Raw genomic sequence first — 22,578 nt, 5'->3', positions numbered from 1 at the left:
TGCTTGTTGAGGTGAGTCGGGGTGCAAGAATGGTGCCACAAGCATCGTGCCACAAGAGGGTGGGCAGACCAAGGGCGGTCCGGAGGCCCCCGGCTCCATGGCACAGAACCTGCACTGAATACAGGTCACCACTTCGCCGCCACCCCCCATGGACGCCCCGGTCATGCCTTCGCCGCTGCCAGCCCGACCCGATGCGCCCCCGGCATCGCCGGACGCGTGCGCCAGGCCCGAGGTGGCGGTGCAGCGCATCATCAAGGTCCGGCGCGACTACAACAGCTGGGTCGCCAGCGAGACCATGGAGGACTATGCGCTGCGCTTTACCCCCCAGCGTTTTCGCAAGTGGTCGGAGTTCCGGGTCGCCAACACGGCGTTTGGCGCGGCCTCCTTCCTGATTCTGGAAGCCGTGGGGGCCACCCTGCTGGTGAAATACGGCTTCACCAATGCCTTCTGGGCGATTGTGGCCACCGGGCTGATTATTTTTCTGGCGGGGCTGCCCATCAGCATTTACGCCGCACGCTACGGGGTTGACATGGATTTGCTGACCCGCGGTGCGGGTTTTGGCTATATCGGCTCCACGCTCACCTCGCTGATCTACGCGTCATTCACCTTCATTTTCTTCGCGCTCGAGGCGGCCGTCATGGCCTACGCGCTGGACCTGGCCTTGGGCATCCCCCCCAGTTGGGGTTACCTGATCTGTGCGCTGGTCGTGATTCCGCTGGTCACCCACGGGGTGTCGGCCATCAGCCGCCTGCAGGTCTGGACGCAACCTTTGTGGATCGTGATGCTCGTGGTCCCCTTCATCTACGTATTGCTGCGCAATCCTGGTGCTTTTTCAGGGGTGCTGCACTACGGTGGTGATAGAGGGGGCGGCAGTGAGTTCAATTTGCACTTATTTGGTGCTGCGTTGACGGTGGGCATTGCGCTGATCACGCAAATGGGCGAGCAGGCAGACTACCTGCGCTTCATGCCGGTGCAGACCCGGGCCAATCGCTGGCGCTGGTGGGGCGGGGTGCTCGTCGGCGGGCCCGGCTGGGTGATTCTGGGGGTGATCAAGATGCTGGGCGGCGCCCTGCTGGCTTACCTGGCCATCACCAACATGGTGCCGCCAGACCGCGCGGTCGACCCCAACCAGATGTACCTGGCGGCGTATGAATATGTGTTTCCCGACTATGGTCTGGCGGTGGCGGCCACGGCATTGTTCGTGGTGATCTCGCAGCTCAAGATCAATGTCACCAACGCCTATGCCGGCTCGCTGGCGTGGTCCAACTTCTTCTCGCGCCTGACGCACAGCCACCCCGGTCGCGTGGTGTGGGTGGTGTTCAACACGCTGATTGCCTTCATGCTGATGGAGATGAATGTGTTCCAGGCGCTAGGCGACGTGCTGGGCCTGTATTCCAACATTGCCATTGCCTGGGTGATGGCCGTGGTGGCCGACCTGGTCATCAACAAGCCACTGGGCCTGTCGCCGCGGGGCATCGAATTCAAGCGTGCGCACCTCTACGACATCAACCCGGTGGGTGTGGGCGCCATGGCCCTGGCTTCCCTGCTGTCCGTGGCGGCCTACCTTGGGCTGTATGGCGAACTGGCGCGGGCTTTTTCGGCGGTGATCGCCATGGGGACCGCCTTTGTGACGGCGCCGCTGATTGCCTGGGCGACCAGGGGCCGCTACTACATTGCCCGCAGTTCGGGAGTGTCGGAGGCCGACGCGTCGTACCAGCGCTATGCCACGCAGCAATGCGTGATCTGCGAACGCGCCTATGAAGGCCCCGACATGGCGCATTGCCCGGCCTACCAGGGCCCCATCTGCTCGCTGTGCTGCACCCTGGACGCGCGCTGCGGCGATTTGTGCAAGCCGCAGGCAAGCCTGTCGGCGCAGTGGTCGGCGGCCCTGCGCTGGCTGCTGCCGCACCGCATCTGGCCTTATCTTGACACCGGGCTGGGCCACTTCCTGCTGCTGATGCTGATCATCGTGCCGCTGCTGGCCAGCGTGTTCGGGCTGCTCTACCACCAGGAGATGGGGGCACTCGGCGACTTCATGCTGTCCGGGTCGGCCCTGCGCTCGGGTTTTTTGAAGGCCTACATGGCGCTGCTGGTCATCGCCGGGCTGGTCGCCTGGTGGCTGGTGCTGGCGCACAAGAGCCGGCAGGTCGCGCAGGAAGAGTCCAACCGGCAGACGCATTTGCTGATGCGCGAGATCGAGCTGCACCGCCAGACCGATGAAGCCCTGCAACAGGCCAAGCTGCATGCCGAGCACGCCAGGCACGCGGCCGACCAGGCCAACCAGGCCAAGAGCCGCTACATCAGCGCCATCAGCCATGAGCTGCGCACGCCGCTCAACAGCATTTTGGGCTATGCCCAGCTGATGGGCGAAGACGCCGCGATACCGCCGCACCGCAAGCAGGCGGTCAATGTGATCCGGCGCGGCGGCGAGCATCTGCTGTCGCTGATTGAAGGCACGCTGGACATCGCCCGCATCGAGGCGGGCAAGCTCACGCTCACGGTCAAGCCCATGCAGTTTGCCGATTGCGTGCATGAAATGGCGGGCATGTTCGAGTTGCAGGCTGCCGCCAAGGGCCTGGGCTTCCGGTTTGAGACCACCGGCAACCTGCCCGAACTGGTGCGTGCCGATGAAAAGCGGGTCCGCCAGATCCTCATCAACCTGCTGGGCAATGCCATCAAGTTCACCGCCCACGGACAGGTGATCTTCCGGTTGCGCCATGCGCGCGAGATGGCCTATATCGACATTGAAGACACCGGCCCGGGGATGAGCGAAGCGGAGCTGGCGCAGATTTTTGAGCCCTTCGCGCGCGGCGCCACGGCCGGCCACAGTGCGGAAGGCACACCCGGCGCCGGCCTGGGCCTGACCATCGCCAAAATGCTGACCGACCTGATGGGCGGCGAGATGACGGTGCTCAGCACGCCGGGTGAAGGGTCGGTGTTCCGCGTCCGGCTGTTTCTGCCCGAAGTGCATGTGGCTGCCGGCGCCGGCAAAAGCACGCTCGCCGCACCGGCCAGGCGCCAGCCACGCGGCTACGAGGGGGTGCGCCGCAAGCTGCTGGTGGTGGACAACGAGGAGCCCGATCGCGAATTGCTGGTGCAGCTGCTCGAGCCCATGGGCTTTGACCTGCGCACCGCGGCCAGCGGCCATGATTGCCTGGACCTGCTGGCCGCCGGTTACCAGCCGGATGTTATTTTCATGGACCTCGCCATGCCGGGCATCGACGGCTGGGAAACCCTGCGCCGCGTGCGCAGTGCCGGGCACACCGGCACCCACCTGGCGATCGTGTCGGCCAATGCGTTCGACAAGGGGCTGGACAACGATGTCGGCATACCGCCGGAGGATTTCATCCTGAAACCGGTGCGCCACACCGAGCTGATCGACTGGCTGGAGCGGCGCCTCGGCTTGCGCTGGTGTTATGAGGCGCAGGCAGGCAGTACCTACCTGCCTGCTCCGGCGGCGCAGCCGCCGCGCGTCCTGCCCGATGCGCCGCAGCTGGCAGCCTTGCTCGAAGTGGTCACGCTCGGGTTTTACCGCGGCATCATGAACAAGCTGGCGGAGATTGAAGCGCAGCAACCCGCTACTGCCGCTTTCGTCGAGGACATGCGGGCGCTGGCGCGGCAGTTCCAGTTTGAAGCCATGGGCCGGCAGCTCACCAACCAGGAGGCCGCCCATGAACAGCGTGCTTGACTCCACCCGCGCTATGGACCGCAAGCTGGACCACACCCTGGACCGTGCCAACAGCGATGTGGTGCTGATCGTGGACGACGTGCCTGACAACCTCTCGGTGCTGCACGACGCGCTCGATGAGTCGGGCTACACCGTGCTGGTCGCCACCAGCGGCGAAGCCGCCCTGAACCGGGCCCGGCAGGCCGTGCCGGACATCGTGTTGCTCGACGCCATGATGCCCGGCATGGACGGCTTCGAGGTGGCCAAGCGCCTGAAAGCCATGGCCGAGACCGCGCACATTCCCATCATCTTCATGACCGGGTTGACGGAGACCGAGCATCTGGTCGCGGCCCTGGAGGCGGGCGGCGTTGATTACGTGACCAAGCCGATCAAGCCCAAGGAGGTCATGGCACGCATGGGCGTGCACCTGCAGGGCGCTCGCCGTGCCAGGCAGGAGGCCCGGCAGGCGGGTCAGGCGCGCAATGCGCTGGATGCGTTCGGTTATGCCAGCATCACGGTGCGCATGGGCGGGCCGGGCGACGGCAGGCTGATCTGGCAAACTCCGCTGGCGCGTGATCTATTGATGCGTTACTACGGCACCTCGGCGCCCCAGACCCCCGAACCGGTGCTGAACTGGCTGCGTCGCCACCAAGCCGAGGCGGGGGGTGGGCGCGAGCTTGAGCCGCCGCGCCTGGCCGTGGAACAGGGGCCGCGCCGGCTGACATTCCGGCTGCACCGGCACACCGGCGATGCGGGGGCAGACGGTGACGGCACGGGCGACTGGCTGATCGTGATGCGCGAGATCTCCGACGATGCGGTGGTCGAGGCCATGAGCCTGAGCTTCAAGCTCACGGCCCGCGAGGCCGAGGTGCTCTACTGGGTGATCAAGGGCAAGATCAACCGCGACATCGCCGGCATTCTGGGTGCCAGTCCGGCCACTGTCAAAAAGCATCTGGAGCATGTGTACGCCAAGCTCGGCGTGGAAACCCGCACGGCCGCCGCCGGCATGGCGCTGAACCGCATCCGGCAGCTTCATCCGCAGTTTGAGGCGTGAATGAAGCCGGGGCGTGAAGCTGGGTAAGGGCCTGGGATGCGCGATGCGGGCCAGACTGTTACAATAGCGGCTTCGGTATAGCACCAGATTTTTACATCGAAGCCTTTTGCCACAGGCTTCCTTCTCAAATACGGCGCTTCCCAGAGCCCGAATTCACAGTGCGTTCAGCGCCCCTAGAGCCCTGAACCCTTCACAGCACTGTTCCATTTCCTGGCGAGCACTCCCCCAACAGTGCCCCTCAAAGGCTCAACCAGCCCAGCCCTTTCCAAGGGGCCTGGCGGGCAGAAACCGAACACCCGCCGGCTTGTTCGCAAGCCGTTTACTCTTTATTTTTTCGACTTACAAGCCGGGACCCACGACTTGGCAACCCGGCCCAGGACATTTATGAACATTGATCACAACAAAATCGCGGTGGGCAAATACCTAGTTTCGCCGCTCGCCAAAGACCAGGGCGAAGGGCGTTACGCCGCTTCGGTTTCCATCCGCTCCGGGCGCGGCAGCGCGTCGCATGACCGCGTTCTGCGTTTCAGCGGCCTTTTTGACAGCGCGGCAGCCGCGCTGCATTACGCCACCGAGCACGCCCTGCGCTGGATTCATGAGCGCTCATCGCCGGCTTGCTGTTGACTGCCGGCCGCCCCTGTCGGGGTCAGCCAGGACAGCCAGATAAACGTTAAACAAGCAAGCCAAAAGACAGACAGATAGTCAAACAGGTTTTTTTCAAATTCTCAAGGAGTTACATCATGGCCAAAGAAGAACTGATTGAAATGCATGGACTGGTGGACGAAGTGCTGCCCGATTCGCGTTTCCGCGTGACGCTCGACAATGGCCACAAACTGGTGGCCTATACCTCCGGCAAGATGCGCAAAAACCACATCCGCATCCTGGCCGGCGATCAGGTGTCGCTGGAGTTGTCGCCCTACGACCTGAGCAAGGGCCGCATCACCTTCCGCCACATTGCCGGCCGCGGACCGGGCCCTGCCCAGCGGCCTGCGCGCTAAGCCAAGCCCGCGCAAAGGCAGACCCCGCAAAGCAGGAAAAGCAGGGAAAGGCCCGCGTTCAGGGATGACCGTTTCCGCAGCGCGGCCGGTCAGATGGCTTCGGCCTCGCGCGAACCCGCCATGTGCTCCGTTTTTTGGTCCAGCAGGACTTCAGGCTCCTGGGCCTCGATCCAGGTCTCATTGTCCAGGCCGGCTTTCAGCCGGCTGGTGTCCAGATCACCCGTCCACTTGGCCACCACCAGCGTGGCCACGCCATTGCCGATCAGGTTGGTCAGCGCCCGCGCCTCCGACATGAACCGGTCTATCCCCAGGATCAGCGCCAGCCCGGCCACCGGAACCGTGCCCACGGCAGACAGGGTGGCGGCCAGCACGATGAAACCACTGCCGGTAATGCCGGCTGCTCCCTTCGACGTCAGCAGCAAGACGGCCAGCAGCGTCAACTCCTGGGTGAGCGTCATGGGCGTGTTGGTCGCCTGCGCGATAAACACCGCCGCCATGGTCAGGTAGATGGATGTGCCGTCCAGGTTGAACGAATAACCCGTCGGAATCACCAGGCCCACGGTGGTTTTTTTGGCACCCAGGTTTTCCATTTTCTCCATCATGCGCGGCAACACCGACTCCGACGACGAGGTGCCCAGCACGATCAGCAGCTCTTCCTTGATGTACTTGATGAACTTCCAGATGCTGAAGCCGTGCAGGCGCGCAATCAGGCCGAGCACCACAAAGATGAAGATCAGGCAGGTCAGGTAGAACGCGCCCATCAGTTTGCCGAGTGAAAACAGCGTGCCGACGCCGTATTTTCCGATGGTGAAAGCCATCGCGCCAAAGGCGCCTATGGGAGCCAGCTTCATGATGAAGCCGACGATGGTAAAGAGCACGTGCGAGGTTTTTTCGATGAAGTCGAAGACCAGCGTGCCGCGCCCGCCGAAGCGGTGCAAGGCAAAGCCAAACATCACGGCAATCAGCAGCACCTGCAAAATCTCGCCCTTGGCGAATGCATCGATCAGCGTCGCTGGTATGACGTTGAGCAGGAAGTCGGTGGTGCCCACCATCTTGCCCGGGCCGGTGTACGCTGCGATGGATTTTGTGTCGAGCGTGGACGGATCGACGTTCATGCCCGCGCCGGGCTGGAACACATTCACCAGCACCAGCCCGATGATCAATGCAAAGGTGCTGACGACTTCGAAGTAGAGCAGTGCCAGGCCACCGGTCTTGCCCACTTTCTTCATGTCTTCCATGCCCGCGATGCCGACTACCACGGTGCAGAAAATGATGGGGGCAATCATCATCTTGATCAGCTTGATGAAACCATCGCCCAGGGGTTTCATTTCGGCGCCGAGGGCAGGATAAAAATGCCCGAGGGCCACGCCAGCGATCACGGCGCACACCACCTGAAAATAAAGGGAGCGGTACAGTGGAGGTTTGCTGCTGCCTGTTATTGTCGTTGTCATGGCCGGAGCGCATCGCCAGATGCGGTGTTTATGACGGGGTGTTCAATATAGCCTTGTGAGAAAAAATTGCAAGGCGGGTTCGGGGCACCGGAAACCCGGGCCACACAAGAGCTGCGGGTTGCCGTTCATGGGTCTCCGCCGCTCCGGGCGCGGCCCTGTAAAAGGCGATAAGGTGTCCCGGCTCAGGTCGCGGGGCCTGCGCCGCCGGGATGCGCGGTGGGCGTCGGCCGTGCCATCCAGGCAATCAGCGAGGACCGCATCGCTTCTTCCACCGACATGTCAATGGGCTGCACCCACTCGGTCGGCACGAACACGGTGTAGCCGCCAATCATGTAGCCCATGGGCAAATACACCGCGACGCGTTCACCCGGCAAAAAGCCTGCGGGCAAATCGGCAAAACTGCGTCGCGTGATCAGCCCCACAATTTCCAGGGGGTGACCAGGCATGCGCAGGATCACCACGCTTTGTTCCGCCTGCTTGCCGGCCGGTGAAAAGTAGTCTGCAAAGCTTTTCAGCGACGAGTAAATGCTCTTCACCACCGGCAGGTTGGTAAATGGCAGTTCGGCAAATGACAGCAGCTTTCGCACACGGGGCTTGGACACCAGGAAGCCAATCACCAGAATGATCAAAATGCCGAACACCAGGCCCAGGCCGGGCACATAAAAGCCGCCTATCACTGGACGCAATATCCAGAGGGCCGCAGTTTCTGTCCAGGCCAGAAAGATATAGAGCAGGTACAGCGTCAGGGCCACCGGCAAAACGGTGATGAGGCCGCGAAAGAAATATTTGTAGAGGCTTTTCATGGGAGTGAGGGTGTTTGTTCGTGGCCGCCGGGGGAGCCGGCAAAGGCATCACCGCAGATGACGTTGACAGCATGGTGTAACTCCGGGTCCCAATATAACCATTTCACGTGACGCGGCTTTTCACGTGACACGAGCGCTGTCCCCTGTCATCGGCGCCGTCCTACATTGGCTGGGTATGAAGCACTGCCCGCGCCGGCTTGCATTTGCCTAGACTGATGTTGAACCGGTTCGTCTTTATCTTCAATCTTCATATGCCTGCTGGTTCCATTGGTGAACATCGGTGAATATTGGTGAGTCTTGAGGAAAATTTTCAAATAATTTTTCAGGCGGATCGCTGTGGATTCGCCTGGATCTGGAACAAGCCATGAATCAGTCCAAACTGGTCAGCGCGCAGTTCAACGCGCCGTTGCGCTCGCTGGCCCTAACCGTCGAAGAAACGGCCCCCGGGGATTTTCGCTGGCGTATTCTGGAAGGCCACGGCAACCCTCCGGTATTCAAATCCATAGGGAGCGCCAACAGGACGTTTTCGGCCTACGACGCGGCACTCGCTACCGGCTATGGCGAGTTGCAGCGCCTGGTTGGCCCCGACCTCCAGTATGGTCCGCGTGCGGCGCCTGACGCTGTGGTGAACTTCATCCGCATAGCCTCTGCGCCGCCTCCGAGGCCTGTTGAACGTGCCGACCCCTTGAAGCCCCCGCCCGTGACCAATGGCGGCTTCACCTCGCACATACGAAGGCTCGCATGAAACCCGACTTGGAGGCTGACTACGCCCGCTTGCGGGCCGATCTGCAGGCCCTGATGATGCAGCCTGTGAAAGATTTTCTGCGCATCGACCAGATCGTGGACCAGCTTGAGCAGGTTCAGCTCGCCCTCAAGGCAGAGCACGGCGTCAAAGGCAACAACCCTAACGAATAGCCAGCTGCTGGACTGATGCGACGCCTTGAGCAGGTCCTGGTGCTTGCGAGTCGGCACATGGGTAGCATTTTGTGACCTCGCTTGTCCTACATGGCCCTTCGCATCGGACCGACGCTGCGCCGGAGGTGATCACGCGTAAATTCAAGGCAGCTGGCAATACGGCCAGCCTTCGACCCACCACAGTGCCTGTAATGGGCACGCTTAAGGAGTAGAAATGAAAGCATCCAAAACCCTGGCTTCTACCGTAGCCGCCGCTGCTGTGGTTGGTGCCATCGGGCTGGCTTATGCCCAGACACCGGATCCTGGCACGCAACCGGCTACACCGGCCGACACCTCCAGCCAGACCATGCAAAACCAGCCCAGCCCAAGTACCAGTTCGGGCATGACTACGGAAAGCCCGTCGACAGCCGTAACCGAGCGTCCGGCCCAGGCTGACCGCAACTGAGCCTGGGCGAACCCGTACGCGGGTGTGAGTTCTTCCCGGGCCGGCAGAACGCGTTTCGCGCTGCCGGCCCGAGGTGCGTTCATACGCGCCAAGGTCGTTAAAGGTTTGTCCACATGGCCCTCGGTAGAGAGTTCATGCAATTCGTGCGATCCATTCAAGTGCCCGGCTCCCAGGCCGCTGGTGGTGAGACGGCCCTGCCTCTGCCCGAGCCGGGGGAAACCGCCAACCGGCGCTCGGATCTGCTGGATGGCATCAAGCAGGGCGTTTTGCTGGGCGCTGCGATTCTGGCGCTTACATTGCCACCATTGCCACCGCTGCGCATGGGCACCCCTCACAGCCAGCCGGGGCCGCGCTATGCGGATTTCGCCGGCGAAAGCGCATCCGCCGATGCGCAGCATGTCGCCAACTGGGTGGTCGACTCGGGCGACAACCAGCGGCTTTTTTTCGTGATCCTGGACAAGAAAAATACCCGGGTGTTTGTGTTTGACCCTGCCGGCAAGTTGCGCGGTGCGACCCCGGTGCTGATCGGCGCCGCGAAAGGCGACGATTCCGTCACCGGCATTGGCGGGCGGCCCATTGCGGAAGTGGAGCCGCAGGAGCGCACGACGCCAGCCGGCCGCTTCATGGCGGAACCAGGCCGCAATACCCTCGGCGAAGACGTGGTGTGGGTCGACTACGAGGCGGCGGTGTCCATGCACCGGGTACGCGCCCTGGAGCCCAAGGAGCGCCGGCTGGAACGCCTGGCCTCGCCCACCACCGAAGACAACCGCATTTCCTATGGCTGCATCAACATGCCGGTCGAGTTTTTTGAGAACGTGCTCAAGCCGGCCTTCAACGCCCGCTATGGCGTGGTGTATGTGCTGCCGGAGGTCAAGTCCGTCGGCGAAGTTTTTACCTCAGCCTACGATGTGGCCGCCCGGCACGGCCTGAGGCCCGCAGGCTAGTCACAATACGGTTCAGCTAGCACACCGCGTGCAGTGCCGATCATCTCCTTCCCCCGCTGGGGAAGGCCGGAATGGGGGCTCACGGCGTGGGCGTCGCGCCGCCGTGCTGACCTGGTCGTCGCTGGCCCCCACCCCAACCCTCCCCCGGCAGGGGAGGGAGCTTCACGGCCCTCAAGGAATGAAAGGGCCTTCACATCCTGCTCCCTTTTTCCGATGACCTGATTTGTAACAGACCCTCCCGGTTGCCCGGGACGGATTTCGCTTGCCGGGAAAAAAAGGCGCCATGCAGAAAATAAGCCACAGCCCGGCATCTGTTACACGGCCCTCCGGCGGTGCAAAAAACAGGAGTGTGCCCACAAGGAATGGTCATCTCATGCTACAGAAGTGATAGCGAATTGGAGAGTGTTTTGATGGGGCATTCGTTGTAAACATTTGCTTGCATCGCTAACATCAGCGGCATCCGTAGCCGGACCAATCACCGAGGGGTGGGTCCGGCTTTTTTTGATCTGTGCGCTTGCGCACGTTATTGGCGCAATCCGCAGGATCTCCGATGTTGTTGACAGGCAAGCTGCTGCACGCTCCCATCGTCCAGATGGCACTGCTCGTGGGCGCGGCGCTGGCGCCCTTGCTGTCAGCTGCCGCGCCGGCGGCGGCTTTGGAGCCGATGGACAACCGCGGCTTTGACCTGGCGCTGGAGTCCGCTTCGGACGATGCGCAATACGCGCTGCAATGGATTGTCGGGCAGGGCGACAACCAGGGGCTGCCCTTTGTCATCGTCGATAAAAAGGGCGCCCGCGTCTTTGTGTTTGCGGCCAACGGCCGCCTGCGCGGCGCTTCCGCTGCGCTGTTGGGCCTCACACCAGGCGACCACTCGGTTCCCGGCATTGAGCAGCGCAGCGTGGCCAGCTTGCGGGTGGACGAACGCACCACGCCCGCCGGCCGGTTTGTCTCGGAGCCGGGGCACAACCTCCAGGGTGAGGCGATTGTCTGGATCGACTACGCCGCCAAGCTGGCCATCCACCGGCTGCGCCCGGCCGACCCGAAAGAACGCCGTGCGGAGCGGCTGGTGTCCGCCACGCCCGACGACAACCGCATTTCCATCGGCTGTGTCGTGGTGCCTGTGGATTTCTACGACACGGTGGTGGCCCCTGTGCTGGGCAAAAGCTACGGCGTTGTGTATGTGCTGCCCGAGACTCAGCCCGTGCAGCACATCCTGGGTGCCACAGCCCTGAGCCAGCGGTAAACCCCGCCTTATCTGCGCCCAATACGGACTGTACTGATCGTACTAACCGTACTGGCCACGCTGGCCAACTGAAGACCTGAGCAACTGCTTCATCGCGCAGTCTGTCCGGACGCCAGCTGTCCTACGTCAGCACCGCCACCCGCATCAGGTGGTCGCTCCGGCAATTGCTCAATTGCCCAATTGTCTTGTCGGGCATCGCTCTGACACCCCCGGCGCAACCGGAAAACCTTGAAATTTACCCTGCAGTCTCGCCGCTTGAGACGCTGGTTTGACGCGTCATCGAGCGGCGGCGACATTGGATCGCGCCCGTCCGGGCATCGCAAAACAGTTGCGCAAAAACCATTGCAGGAGACAAACCCATGATTTTCCGGAATCTCATGAAAATGATCGCCATGACGGCCGTCCTGGCAGCTTGCCAGGCCGCCATGGCGCAAGGCTACCCCTCTCGGCCGGTGAAGTTCGTCGTGGGGTCCGCAGCCGGATCGACTCCCGATGTCGTGGGCAGGCTGATGGCCCAAAAAATCACGGAGAATCTCGGAACGCCCGTCGTCGTCGACAACCGCCCCGGGGCATCCGGGACGCTGGCATCCGACGCCGTTGCCAAGGCTTCGGCGGACGGATACACACTGCTGTTTGCTGACAGTTCCGCGTGGGCCATCAATCCGCATTTGTTCAGCAAGCTTCCCTATCACCCGCTGAAGGATCTGGTCCCCGTCGTGGAGGTAGGCATCCTGCCCATGTTTCTGGTGGTGAACGGCTCGCTTCCGGTAACCAGCCTGCAGCAGCTGATGGCGCATGCCAAAAAAATGCCCGGCAAGCTGAGCTACGGCTCGGCGGGTAACGGCTCCATCCACCACATCAGTGCCGAGCTGTTCAAGTTCATGGGCGGGGTCGACATCACGCATGTCCCCTACAAAGGCGCGGCCCAGGTGGGTATGGCCCTGATGTCCGGCGAGGTGGACATGGCGTTCATGGGCTACACCGCAGCGACGCAGGGCGTCAGCGCCGGAAAAGTCCGCATTCTGGCCATCGGCACGGCGCAGCGCCTGCCGGCGTTTCCCAATGTGCCCACGCTCGCCGAGTCGGGCTTGCCCGGCTATCAGATGTATGCCACGGCCGGACTTCTTGCGCCCGCCGGCACGCCGCCGGAGGTCATCAAAAAAATGCACGATGCCGCCGCGGCAGCCGCCACGTCCAGCGAGCTGGCCGCACGCTTTTCCGCCGTGGGCGTTGGTTTGCGGGTGGGTTCGTCGGCGGAATTTGGCGCTGTCATCCGCAGCGAGTACGAGAAGTTTGGCCGGCTGGTCAAGCTGTCCGGCGCCCAGGTGGACTGAGCGGCCGCACCGCCAAAACATTCAGCACATTCAACACCCATTCAACCCCCCATTCAACACGTCCTGAAAGCTGATATGGATCAAAAAATACAAAACGTTCTGCCCGCACACCGCGATCTCTACTACGACGGGGCGTGGCACCAGCCCCGCGGCGGCTACCTGGAGACGAGCAACCCGGCTACCGGTGAAAGCCTGGGCCCCTGCGCCGAGGCCAATCAGGAGGATGTGGATGCCGCCGTGGCCGCGGCGCACAGGGCCTTTGCCGGCTGGCGCAAGACAACGCCGGCTGTCCGCGCCACTGCACTTCGCGAGATGGCGAACATCCTCAGGTCAAACGCCGAGGAGCTGGCGCTGATTGATGCGGCCAACTGCGGAAACCCGGTGCGTGAAATGATGGGCGATGCGGCAGCTGCCGCGCGCATGCTGGACCTGTCGGCCGCGCTGGCGGGAGAGGTCAAGGGCGACACCATTCCCATGGGCGAGGATGTCACCAATTTTTCAGTGCGTGAACCTTTTGGCGTATGCGGGCGCATCGTGGCCTACAACCATCCGCTCATGTTCACCGCGGGCAAGGCCGGGCCGGCGCTGGCCACCGGCAACACCGTCATCATGAAGCCTCCCTACCAGGCCCCGCTGTCGGCTTATCGGTTCATGGAACTGGTCGATGGCATTCTCCCGCCCGGTGTCCTCAACGTCCTGACCTGCGGCACCCCGGGCGCGCAGGCCCTGGTGGCCCATCCGCTGGTGCCCCGGCTGTCGCTGATCGGCAGTGTGCCGACCGGCCGCGCAATTGCCAAGGCCGGAGCTGAGCGGCTCAAGCATGTGACGCTGGAGCTGGGTGGCAAGAACGCCTGCATCATCTACCCCGATGCCGACATCGAAAAGGCCGCACGTGCTGCCGTGGACGGCATGAACTTCACCTGGTGCGGGCAATCCTGCGGGTCGACCTCGCGGCTGTTTGTGCACCAGTCCGTCTATGGCCGTGTGATGGACATCCTGCTCCAGAGAATGCAGCACTACCAACCCGGCATCCCGACCGAGATGCAGACCACCATGGGCTGCATCGTCTCGCGCGCGCAGCTCGACAAGGTGCTGGGCTATATCGAGATCGGAAAGCGGGAGGGGGCAACCCTTGCTTACGGTGGCAAGAGGCCGCAAGCGGCTGAGTTGCGCAATGGGTGTTTTGTGGAGCCCACGGTGTTCACCGGCGTAACACCCGCCATGCGGATTGCCCGCGAAGAGATCTTCGGCCCTGTCCTGTCTGTCATCCAGTGGGACGACGAGGAACAGATGTTCGACGATGTCAACGCCGTTGAGTACGGGCTGACCGGCTCGATCTGGACCACCAACCTGCGCAACGCCCACAAGGCGGCCAGCCGCATCGAGGCAGGCTACATCTGGGTCAACAAGGCCAGCACGCATTTTCTGGGGGCCTCGTTTGGGGGCTACAAACAATCGGGTATTGGCCGGGAGGAAAGTTTCGAGGAACTCCTCAGCTTCACACAGAACAAGAACGTGCATATCGCCTTCTAGTGCTGCATCCGATGGGGCGCCAGACCGTTCGATACGCCGGGCTGCCGCGTCTCCTGCCGTGGCGCGGGTGACACAAAGCCACGGGATGTTGCGCACGGTCTCAGGCCCTGAGGGCCCTGGATTGACCGACCGCCGGCTGGTGATGACATGGGCCTCCTACCGCAACCCGCTTTGACTGCAATCAGGCGGTGATCAAGAGGCAATCAAACCGCAATCGGTGGGAAATCAGTCGCGCAATCCCTTGGTCTTCTCCACTTTCGTTGCCCTGCCCACCCCATCAATCTGGGGTAGGCCGGGGCGGCAGGGCAGCGCGTGCGCGACAGGACGGCAAAACAAGAACCAGGAACGCTTCATTCCGGCTTGATATTGGCCGCCTTGGCCAGTTGCTCATAGCGCAGCTTGTCCGAGCGGATCAGCCGCGACAGGTCTGCACCGCTGCCCGCATAAGGCTCCACGCCAGCGTTGGAAAGGCGCGACTGCACGGCAGGGTCTGCCAGCACTTTTTGCACGTCGGCAACGATGCGTGTCACCACTGCCGCCGGCATGTTGGCCGGTCCCATCAGCGCGAACCAGGTGGAAAAGTCGAGTGGCTTCAGGCCCTGCTCTTCCAGCGTGGCCACGTCCGGCAGCAGTGCGTAGCGCTTTTGGCTGGCCACACCCACCACATTCAGCTTGCCTGCCTTGGCGTAGGGCGCGACCAGGTTGGCGCTGAGGATGGCCAGCGGAATCTGGCCGCCCACCACGTCCGTGACGGCTGGCGCGCAGCCCTTGTAGCCCGCGTGCACGGCGTCCAGGCCGGTCTTTTGCTTGACCAGTTCCATGACGAAGTGCATCGGTGTGCCCACGCCGCAGGAGCCGTAGCTCAGCTTGCCGGGGTTGGCCCTGGCATAGTCCTGGAGCTGCTTGAGGCTTTTCACGTTGAGGCTGGGGTGGGCGGCCAGCGCAATCGGCGTGATGCCCAGCAGCATGATGGGCGTCAGGTCTTTCTCGGGGTCGTAATTGAGTTTCACGCCCAGCCCCATGTTGACCACCATGGTGCTGTTTTGCAGCAGCAGCGTGTAGCCGTCGGCCGGCGAGCGAACCACGGCTTCCGAACCGATGTTGCCCGACGCGCCGGCGCGGTTGTCCACGGCGACGCCCTGGCCCCACAGCTGCTGCAGGCTGGCGCCCAGCTGGCGCGCCAGCGTGTCGGCACCGCCGCCGGTTCCGTAGGGAACGATGATGCGAACGGATTTGCTGGGGTAGGTGTCCGCCCGGGCAGCGGGTGCCGTGCTCAGGCAGGCCAGCGCCAGGCCGAGGATGCTGCACAGGCCCCAAGGCGATTTCAAGGTCAATTTCGATTTCGATTTCGATTTCAAATTCAAATTCAAATTCAATGCCGGTGTCATGTTCTGGTCTCCAGGTTGTAGTAGTGGGGAGTAGCTGGTGGGAAGTGGTGAGTGGTGAGTGGGGTATGGGGCGGGTGTTGGGGTGGTAGCGGCGGTGAGGGGGCGACTATGTGTCGGCGGTGCCGGCCAGCTCGTGCTGCCACAGGGCCCAGGCGCGGCCGGTCTGGCTGTCGTTGGCCGCTGCGGCCAGCGCTGCCTCGCGCTCGCTCAGGTAGGTCACCGGCCCCAGTCCCATGGCTGCGGTCTGCAGCCGGGCATTGGCTTCGGCATACACGGCCCTGTAGACCGCCTGCTCCAGCGATTTGCCGGTCACCGTGCTGCCGTGGCCGCGCATCAGCACGCAGGCGCAATCGCCCAGGGCCGTTGCCAGCGCCTGCCCGAGGGCCGGGCTGCGTATCAGCAGGTCACTGTCGCCCACGCTGTCGCGGCTGTCGAAATGCGCGGAGCCGCTGCCCAGAAAGCCGCTCATGTGGAAGACCGGGCGCAGGCGCTGGCCGGTCACGCCAAACGGAATGACGCTGGGCGAATGGCTGTGCACCACCGCCATCACATCGGGACGCGCGCGGTAGATTTCGCTGTGGATGAAGCGCTCCAGATAAGGTGCGCCGCATATTTCGCCCAGCGGATTGCCTTCGAGGTCATAGCAGCCAATGTCGGCCGCCGTCACCAGCGCCGGAGCGCGGCTGCGCGAGAGCAAAAAGGCGCCCGCGTCGGCCGGGTGCCGCGCGCTGACATGGCCAAAGCCATCCACCACGCCGCGGGCCGCCAGGATGTGGTTGGCCAGCACCAGCTGCGCCACCAGCGTCACCGGCGCCGCCAGCGCGGTCTCGGATGCTGTCATCGGGCTGCTGTTCATGCTGCCGCCGCCAACGGGGTGGCCTGGACCGCCTGCAGCTTCCAGCCGGCGGGCGTGCTCTCCCACACGGCCAGGTAGCTGCTGGCCACGTCGCGCCGGTTGCCGCCGCGCTGCACCGTGGCCTTCATCAGCGCGCTCACCAGCGCCACAGGGCCCAGCACCCGGATGACAGGCGCCACAAATTCCAGGGCCTCGTAGCGTAGTGCGCCGCTGGAAAGCTGCTCCAGGTAACTTTGCTTGCTGTCCTGCACACCCGTGGAGTGTGTGTAGGCCAGCGTGTCCGACAGCAGGTCGGCCAGCGTCAGGAGCTTGCCGTCCAGCATGGCCTGCCGCCGGGCTTCTTCAACTGCCCGCGCGCCCGCCGCTGCGGGGCTGTCTTCATTCGCGGTGGTCATGGCTTCAGCCCTGCGCCGGCTCGGCCGCAATGGCGTTGGACAAGATGCCGACCTTGCCGACTTCGACCTCGACGTGGTCGCCCGGCTTCATCCACACCGGCGGGTTGCGCTTGGCGCCGACGCCGCCCGGCGTGCCGGTCACGATCACGTCGCCCGGCTGCAGCGAGGTGAAGGTCGAGATGTATTCGATCAGCACCGGAATGCTGAAAATCATCGATGCCGTGGTGGTGCGCTGCATGACCTCGCCGTTCAGCCGCGTCTCCAGCGTCAGCTCCTCGCCATCGGCAATTTCGCCGCGCGTCACCATCCACGGGCCAAAGGCGCCGGTGGCGGTGAAGTTCTTGCCGGCGGTGAACTGGATGGTGTGCTTTTGCCAGTCGCGGATGGAGCCGTCGTTGTAGGCGCTGTAGCCGGCCACATGCGACCAGGCGTCCGCCGGGCGGATGCGCCGCCCGGCCTTGCCGATCACCACGGCAATCTCGCCTTCGTAATCGAGGTGGGTCGATTCGGTGGGCAGCACGATGGGCTGCAGGTGCCCGGTTTGCGACTCAGCCACACGGATGAAGAGCAGCGGATGCTGGGTCGGGTCTCGCTCGGTCTCGATGCGGTGCTCTTCATAGTTGTGGCCCACGCAGAAAATTTTGCCCGGTGTGGGGATCACCGGGAGGAACTGGATGTCGCCGAGGGCCACCGCGGGCGCGCCCTCCGCGGCGGCTGCCAGGTCTTCGAGCTTTCCGGCCTGCAGGGCGCTGAGCAGGGTGGGGTACTGGCTGCTGTGCAGGGGGACAATGCCGGCGCCGCTGGTCATGCCCCAGCCGGGTTGGCCCTGGTGAAGGTAGCTGATGATTTTCATGGTGTGCTTTCTGTGAGGTAAAAAATTCGGTCGCGGCCCGCGTTCAGTCCAGCGAAATATTGAGGCGCCGGATGGTGTCCCCGTAGCGCTGCGAATCGGTGCGCAGCTGCTGCAAAAACTGCTCGGTGTTGAGGAAGTAGGGCTCGTAGTACATGGCGCTGTACTTGTCTTTCACGTCCTGTTCGGACAGCACCGCCGCCACGTCTTTCTGGATTTTTTCCACCACGGCACGGGGTGTGCCCTTGGGTGCCAGCAGGGCCGTCCAGGCGCTCAGTTCAAAGCCGGCGGGGCCGCCGGACTCGGCAACCGTGGGCACATCGGGAAAGCCCGCCACCCGTTTGGGCGCGGCCACCGCCAGGTAGCGTGTCCGGCCCGCGCGCTGCATGGCGCCGGCACTGGCGGCGCTGCCAAAGGCCCAGTCGACTTCCTGGTTGCCCACCGCCACATAGAGCTGCGACATCTCCTTGTAGGGCACATGCGTCATCTTCGTGGACGTGGAGGCTTCCAGCATGGCCGCGCCAATGTGGCCGGGGCTGCCGACAAACCACGAGCCATAGTTGACCAGGCCCGGCCCGGCCTTGGCGCTCGCGACCAGGTCGCCCATGGTCTTGTAGCGGCTGCCCGCCGGCACCGTGACGAAGAAGTAGTTGCGCAGGATGGGCGTGACCGGTTCAAAGTCGCGCAGCAGTTCGTAAGGCAGTTTTTTGAAGAGAAAGGGTTGCGCCGCCATCTGGGCGTTGTCCATCTGCAGCAGCTCGTGGCCGTCGGGGCTGGCGCGCTTGATCGCTTCAATGGCCAGAAAGCCGCTGGCGCCGGGGCGGTTGTCCACGATCACCGGTTTGCCCCACAGCCTGGAGAGCTTCTCGGCCACCAGGCGCAGCGCCACCTCGGGCCCGCTGCCGGCCGGGAAGGGCGTAACGACCCGGACCGGCTTGGTGGGGAAGTCCTGCGCATGGGCGGCGGGTGCCGCGGCCAGCAGGACGGGCGGAACCAGCAGGGCCGCAAGGGTGAAAGCAAAAGTCTGGGCGGGCTTGAACAAGGCCGCAGGGGCAAGGGATGTCATGGTTTGTCTCCAGGGGGTGGGTGAAAGGCGCGGTCTATGCCGCGTTGGGCATGGGGTGGGCGTGGTGCGGTGAAAACTGACGGAGCAGCGCCTGCAGCCGGGTGGCGGCGCGCGCATCCTGGCGGTTGAAGTACGCCAGCACGTAGCGGTCGGGCCTGAGCAGCACGGCATCGGCGCCGGCGCTGCGAATGATCTTTTCCAGCGTGCCGTCGCCATCGCGCAGCACGGCATCGGGTGTGGCGCCCGGTGCGGCGACCGTGATGAAATCGTCTGCCTGCAGGACCACCTGCACGTGCCTGCAGGCCAGGCCCGAGGACGCCATGCTTTCCAGCGCGGCGCCCGCGTCGGCGCCGGCCAGCGTCAGCAACGCAAAGCCGGAGCCCAGTACATCGTCCAGCGCGGTGCGCGTGCCGCCTGGCAGCTCCACCATCGGCTGGGGCAGCAGTTGCCCGGCCGGCACCAGGGCCGGGGCGGCCTCGCCATCCGCAAAAAATCCGTCAGCAAAACGCGGCCGGGGTTTGAACTTGAGCTGCATCACATAGTCGCGCACCGGCCGGTACAGGCTGCACAGCTTGAGCGCACCCTGCGTCAGCATGGCGGCCAGCGCGGATTTGGGTTGCATGAAGGCACCGATGCGCACCGCCATGCGGATCAGCGACCAGGCATGCGGCTTGCGTTCCTGCTCATAGCTTTCCAGCACCGAGGCGGACAGCCGGCCTTGCACGACGGCCGCCAGCTTCCAGGCCAGGTTGGCCGCGTCGCGCACGCCGCTGTTCATGCCTTGTCCGGCAAACGGCGGCGTCAGGTGCGCCGCATCGCCGGCCAGAAACACGCGGCCTGATTTCCAGCGCTCGGCCACCCGCGCATGGAAGGCATACACGACCTTGCGCGTGATCGCCAGCGTGGCGTCCGCCGGCTCGCGGGCACGGATCCAGCTGCGTATGCGGGCCTCGTCCAGCATCTGCTCGGGGTCTTCACCCTCATGCAGCATGAATTCATAGCGCAGCGTGCCGGCCGGCCCGGGCAGGCGTATGGCGGGCCGCACCGGGTCACAGTAGGTGCGGGTATGGCGGAAGGCGCAGGTGCGGTCCAGCAAGTCCACAATCAGCCATTTTTCGTCGTAAGTACTGCCCGTCAGCTGGATGCCCAGCTGCTCGCGCACGCCGCTGCGCCCGCCGTCGCAGGCCACCAGCCAGTTGCAGCTGATGTGTTTTGTCTCCCCCGCATGCCTGAGTTCAAGGTGCACGGCTTCACCATCCACGCCTTCGTCCTGAAAGCGCACAAGTTCATGGCCGAACCAGATCGCCGACCCGTCAAAGCGTTGCAGCCCGTCGCGCAGCTGGCCCACCAGCACCTGCTGCCGGAAGGCGTTGCGTTTGGGAAAGCCGTGTTCCATGCCCCGCGGTTCAATGCGCGCGAACTCCTTGTTGCGCCAGGAGTAGTAGTGCACGCCATAGCCCTGCACCACCTGCGGCAGCACGTCGCGGATCAGGCCCGTGGCCTGCACCGTGCGCAGGCTCTCGTCGTCAATCGTAACTGCGCGCGGCTCGCCGACCGTGCTGGTGTTGCGCTCTATCACCAGGCTGCGGACACCCTGCACGCCCAGCAGGTTGGCCAGCATGAGCCCGGTGGGCCCGGCGCCCACAATCACGACCGGAAAGTGCGTCTCGCCTGCTAACGCGGGTAGCGGTGGCGAGAGCGATGAAAAAGGCAGTGGTGCATTCATGGGGTATCCGTTTTTTTGGTTGCGCGGGCTTTCGCACGCTGGTCTTGCAGCCGGCCTTCGATGCGGCCCGCGGTACTTTGCAATCGGGTCAGCATGGTCTTGCGCAGTGCGGCCGTGAGCGAAGCGGCCGGCAGCACGATGCTCAGGCTGCCAAGCAGGTACTCGCCGTCGCGCAAGGCCACGGCAAAGCCCACGGCGTCGGGGTCCACCTCGCCCGCGGTGATGCAGTGGCCCACCTCGCGGATGCCCCGCAACACCTTGCCGAGCTGCGCAAAGTCGTCGGGCAGACCCGCCGCCACCAGCGTCTTGCGCTCGGTGGCCCAGAGCTGCCTGAGCTGGGGTTGCGGCAGATAGGCCAGGATGATTTTTGACGTGGCGCCCCGGTACAGCGGCATGGCGCGCCCCCGGTCGTAGCTGACCGACAGGCCCGGCTGAGCCCCCGGATGGCGGTTCTTCAAGGGGCTGGCCTGGTGAATGCACATCACCTTGTTGCCGTGAAAGCGGCACAGCAGCACGATGCCGCCGGTCTCTTCCGCCAGCCGGCCCAGCAGTTCACCGGCGGCGCCCAGCAGCGGGTCGGCCAGGCGGATCTGGCGGTCCAGCTCCACCACCATGGGGCCCAGCACATAGCCGCGATCGGCCACGCGCTCCAGCATGCCCGCGCTGGCGAGCTGGCCCAGGTCGCGGTAGACGCTGGCGCGCGACACACCAAGCTGCTCGATCAGCCACTCCGGCGTGATGACAGGGCGCTCCAGGTTGAAAAACCCGAGGATGCGCAACATGCGGTTGGTGCTTGCCATGGTGTTTGTCTTTCGTGTTTGGCTCTCGCGTCTTTTTCCGGTGGCCTAGCTGCGCAAAATAGCTTTGCCCCACAGATTGAGCGTGCGCTCCTCGTGCGGCCAGAGCCCGGCAGGGCGGCCGGGTGCGCAGTGCTCTATCTCTGCTGAAATCTCGGCGAGGTTGCCGTCGGGGTCGCGTACCATGAAGAACACGTCGTTGCCCGGGCCGTGGCGGCCGATGCCCCAGACGATGGGCACCCGCAGGGCCGCCATGTGGTCGCCCCACTGTTTCATGCCGGCCCAGTCGGGTGCTTCAAACGACTGGTGGTCAAAGCAGGCGGTGGGCGCAAAAAACAGCGCCAGCGCATGGTGCAAGGCATCGGTGCGCAAAAAGCAGGCGCGCACAACGCCCTCCGCATCTTTCACCTCGTCCGACAGCACAAAGCCCAAGGGTCCGGTATAAAAATCCAGCAGGGCGGGCAGGTTGGGCGTGCGCAGCGCAAAGTGCTGCAATGCAGCGGGCGGCAACGCCGGATCAGTGCTTTCAGCCGTGATGCCCTCGCGGGATGTGAAGACCAGCAGGTTGCCGTCCGGGTCCCGCAGGGCGACGGCGGTCCGGCCGGCAAAGGCGGCGGGCAAAGCCTGGCGTGCAAGGCCTTGCGTGCGGGCGTCAAACGACTCCCATGCACGGGTGCTGCTCAGGGCAAAGTGCGCATACCTGAGCTGGTTGGCGGGGCCTGCCGACAGCTGCACCTCGCGTCCCGGGCCGCGGCACAGGTAGCCGTCGGTGCCGGGCTCCAGCGTCATGCCGTAGGTGGCGCTGTAGAAACGGGCGGCCCGCAGCGGGTCAGGCGAATAAAGGTGAATGCATTGCAGTGCGGCTTGCAGTTCCATGATGGCGGCTTGTGTGATGAATCGGTGCCATCACTGTCGCCGGGGTGGGAAAAGCTGTCAAACAAAAATCTCAACAGGTGAGACTGGAGCCATATTTTGTCGGCAGTCCTCCGGCACGATCTCCCGCAGAATTGCTATCTTTTCAGGAGCTTCTTGCCCTTGTCCTTATTGGATAGAAAGGCTGATTGGAGCCCATTCCAGGAGGGATCAGACTGGCTGCACGGCGCCACTGCACGC

The 22,578-nt window shown here is 63.9% G+C and carries 21 protein-coding genes; 11 read left to right on the top strand and 10 right to left on the bottom strand.

Annotated elements, in window-relative coordinates:
• The first annotated feature begins 163 nt into the window (after positions 1-163).
• From AC1DUR_RS22590 to infA, 4 genes are all read left to right on the top strand, one after another.
• Entirely contained in the window at positions 164-3,688 is a 3,525-nt protein-coding gene (locus AC1DUR_RS22590; RefSeq protein WP_477720707.1) for a hybrid sensor histidine kinase/response regulator, read from the top strand.
• Complete coding sequence (locus AC1DUR_RS22585) at positions 3,672-4,721, top strand: response regulator (RefSeq protein WP_477720706.1); 1,050 nt, start codon at positions 3,672-3,674, stop codon at positions 4,719-4,721. Before AC1DUR_RS22590 ends, AC1DUR_RS22585 begins: the two co-directional genes overlap by 17 nt.
• Before the next feature lie 384 nt (positions 4,722-5,105).
• Entirely contained in the window at positions 5,106-5,345 is a 240-nt protein-coding gene (locus AC1DUR_RS22580; RefSeq protein WP_477720705.1) for a hypothetical protein, read from the top strand.
• Positions 5,346-5,461: 116 nt separating this feature from the next.
• Positions 5,462-5,719, top strand: a complete 258-nt coding sequence (infA, locus tag AC1DUR_RS22575; protein WP_477720704.1) for a translation initiation factor IF-1 — start codon at positions 5,462-5,464, stop codon at positions 5,717-5,719.
• Between the two features lie 89 nt (positions 5,720-5,808).
• Here the strand turns inward: infA and AC1DUR_RS22570 are convergent, their stop codons facing one another.
• Positions 5,809-7,170 carry a dicarboxylate/amino acid:cation symporter gene (locus AC1DUR_RS22570; RefSeq protein WP_477720703.1) on the bottom strand — a complete coding sequence of 454 codons (1,362 nt, stop codon included), beginning with the start codon at positions 7,168-7,170 and terminating at the stop codon, positions 5,809-5,811.
• A 182-nt stretch (positions 7,171-7,352) separates the two neighbouring features.
• Entirely contained in the window at positions 7,353-7,973 is a 621-nt protein-coding gene (locus tag AC1DUR_RS22565) for a DUF502 domain-containing protein (protein WP_477720702.1), read from the bottom strand.
• A 364-nt stretch (positions 7,974-8,337) separates the two neighbouring features.
• On the opposite strand from AC1DUR_RS22565, the gene AC1DUR_RS22560 reads away from it, so the two are divergent.
• From AC1DUR_RS22560 to AC1DUR_RS22530, 7 genes are all read left to right on the top strand, one after another.
• Positions 8,338-8,718, top strand: coding sequence for a hypothetical protein (locus AC1DUR_RS22560; protein ID WP_477720701.1), 381 nt, complete (start codon positions 8,338-8,340; stop codon positions 8,716-8,718).
• A complete protein-coding gene (locus AC1DUR_RS22555; RefSeq protein ID WP_477720700.1) occupies positions 8,715-8,888 on the top strand; it encodes a hypothetical protein in 174 nt (57 codons plus the stop codon). The genes AC1DUR_RS22560 and AC1DUR_RS22555 overlap by 4 nt, the downstream gene beginning before the upstream one ends.
• A 214-nt stretch (positions 8,889-9,102) precedes the next feature.
• Complete coding sequence (locus AC1DUR_RS22550; protein WP_477720699.1) at positions 9,103-9,333, top strand: hypothetical protein; 231 nt, start codon at positions 9,103-9,105, stop codon at positions 9,331-9,333.
• A 134-nt stretch (positions 9,334-9,467) separates the two neighbouring features.
• On the top strand, positions 9,468-10,277 hold the full coding sequence (locus AC1DUR_RS22545; RefSeq protein ID WP_477720698.1) for a hypothetical protein: 810 nt from the start codon (positions 9,468-9,470) through the stop codon (positions 10,275-10,277).
• A gap of 550 nt (positions 10,278-10,827) precedes the next feature.
• Entirely contained in the window at positions 10,828-11,520 is a 693-nt protein-coding gene (locus tag AC1DUR_RS22540) for a hypothetical protein (protein ID WP_477720697.1), read from the top strand.
• A gap of 359 nt (positions 11,521-11,879) precedes the next feature.
• Positions 11,880-12,854, top strand: a complete 975-nt coding sequence (locus tag AC1DUR_RS22535) for a Bug family tripartite tricarboxylate transporter substrate binding protein (RefSeq protein WP_477720696.1) — start codon at positions 11,880-11,882, stop codon at positions 12,852-12,854.
• 75 nt (positions 12,855-12,929) lie between these two features.
• Positions 12,930-14,387 (top strand): aldehyde dehydrogenase family protein, encoded by a 1,458-nt coding sequence (locus tag AC1DUR_RS22530; RefSeq protein ID WP_477720695.1) that lies wholly within the window; start codon positions 12,930-12,932, stop codon positions 14,385-14,387.
• Positions 14,388-14,737: 350 nt separating this feature from the next.
• On the opposite strand, the gene AC1DUR_RS22525 is transcribed toward AC1DUR_RS22530, so the two are convergent.
• The 8 genes from AC1DUR_RS22525 to AC1DUR_RS22490 all read right to left on the bottom strand — a co-directional run bounded on the left by AC1DUR_RS22525 (position 14,738) and on the right by AC1DUR_RS22490 (position 22,341).
• Positions 14,738-15,715, bottom strand: coding sequence for a Bug family tripartite tricarboxylate transporter substrate binding protein (locus AC1DUR_RS22525; protein WP_477720694.1), 978 nt, complete (start codon positions 15,713-15,715; stop codon positions 14,738-14,740).
• 166 nt (positions 15,716-15,881) lie between these two features.
• On the bottom strand, positions 15,882-16,631 hold the full coding sequence (locus AC1DUR_RS22520; protein ID WP_477720693.1) for a class II aldolase/adducin family protein: 750 nt from the start codon (positions 16,629-16,631) through the stop codon (positions 15,882-15,884).
• Positions 16,628-17,026, bottom strand: coding sequence for a nuclear transport factor 2 family protein (locus AC1DUR_RS22515; RefSeq protein WP_477720692.1), 399 nt, complete (start codon positions 17,024-17,026; stop codon positions 16,628-16,630). The genes AC1DUR_RS22520 and AC1DUR_RS22515 overlap by 4 nt, the downstream gene beginning before the upstream one ends.
• Positions 17,027-17,030: 4 nt before the next feature.
• The gene (locus AC1DUR_RS22510) at positions 17,031-17,879 is read right to left on the bottom strand and encodes a fumarylacetoacetate hydrolase family protein (protein ID WP_477720691.1); all 849 of its coding nucleotides are present in this window, start codon (positions 17,877-17,879) and stop codon (positions 17,031-17,033) included.
• A 43-nt stretch (positions 17,880-17,922) separates the two neighbouring features.
• Positions 17,923-18,942 (bottom strand): Bug family tripartite tricarboxylate transporter substrate binding protein, encoded by a 1,020-nt coding sequence (locus AC1DUR_RS22505; RefSeq protein ID WP_477720690.1) that lies wholly within the window; start codon positions 18,940-18,942, stop codon positions 17,923-17,925.
• Between the two features lie 34 nt (positions 18,943-18,976).
• Positions 18,977-20,668 carry a bifunctional 3-(3-hydroxy-phenyl)propionate/3-hydroxycinnamic acid hydroxylase gene (locus AC1DUR_RS22500; RefSeq protein WP_477720689.1) on the bottom strand — a complete coding sequence of 564 codons (1,692 nt, stop codon included), beginning with the start codon at positions 20,666-20,668 and terminating at the stop codon, positions 18,977-18,979.
• A complete protein-coding gene (locus AC1DUR_RS22495; protein ID WP_477720688.1) occupies positions 20,665-21,468 on the bottom strand; it encodes an IclR family transcriptional regulator in 804 nt (267 codons plus the stop codon). The genes AC1DUR_RS22500 and AC1DUR_RS22495 overlap by 4 nt, the downstream gene beginning before the upstream one ends.
• Before the next feature lie 45 nt (positions 21,469-21,513).
• Entirely contained in the window at positions 21,514-22,341 is an 828-nt protein-coding gene (locus AC1DUR_RS22490; protein ID WP_477720687.1) for a VOC family protein, read from the bottom strand.
• Positions 22,342-22,578 lie beyond the last annotated feature (237 nt).

The organism is Polaromonas sp. P4_F4, from assembly GCF_056401355.1.
The sequence above is the reverse complement of the archived record's forward strand: the minus strand, read 5'-3'. Positions and strand labels throughout refer to the sequence as shown.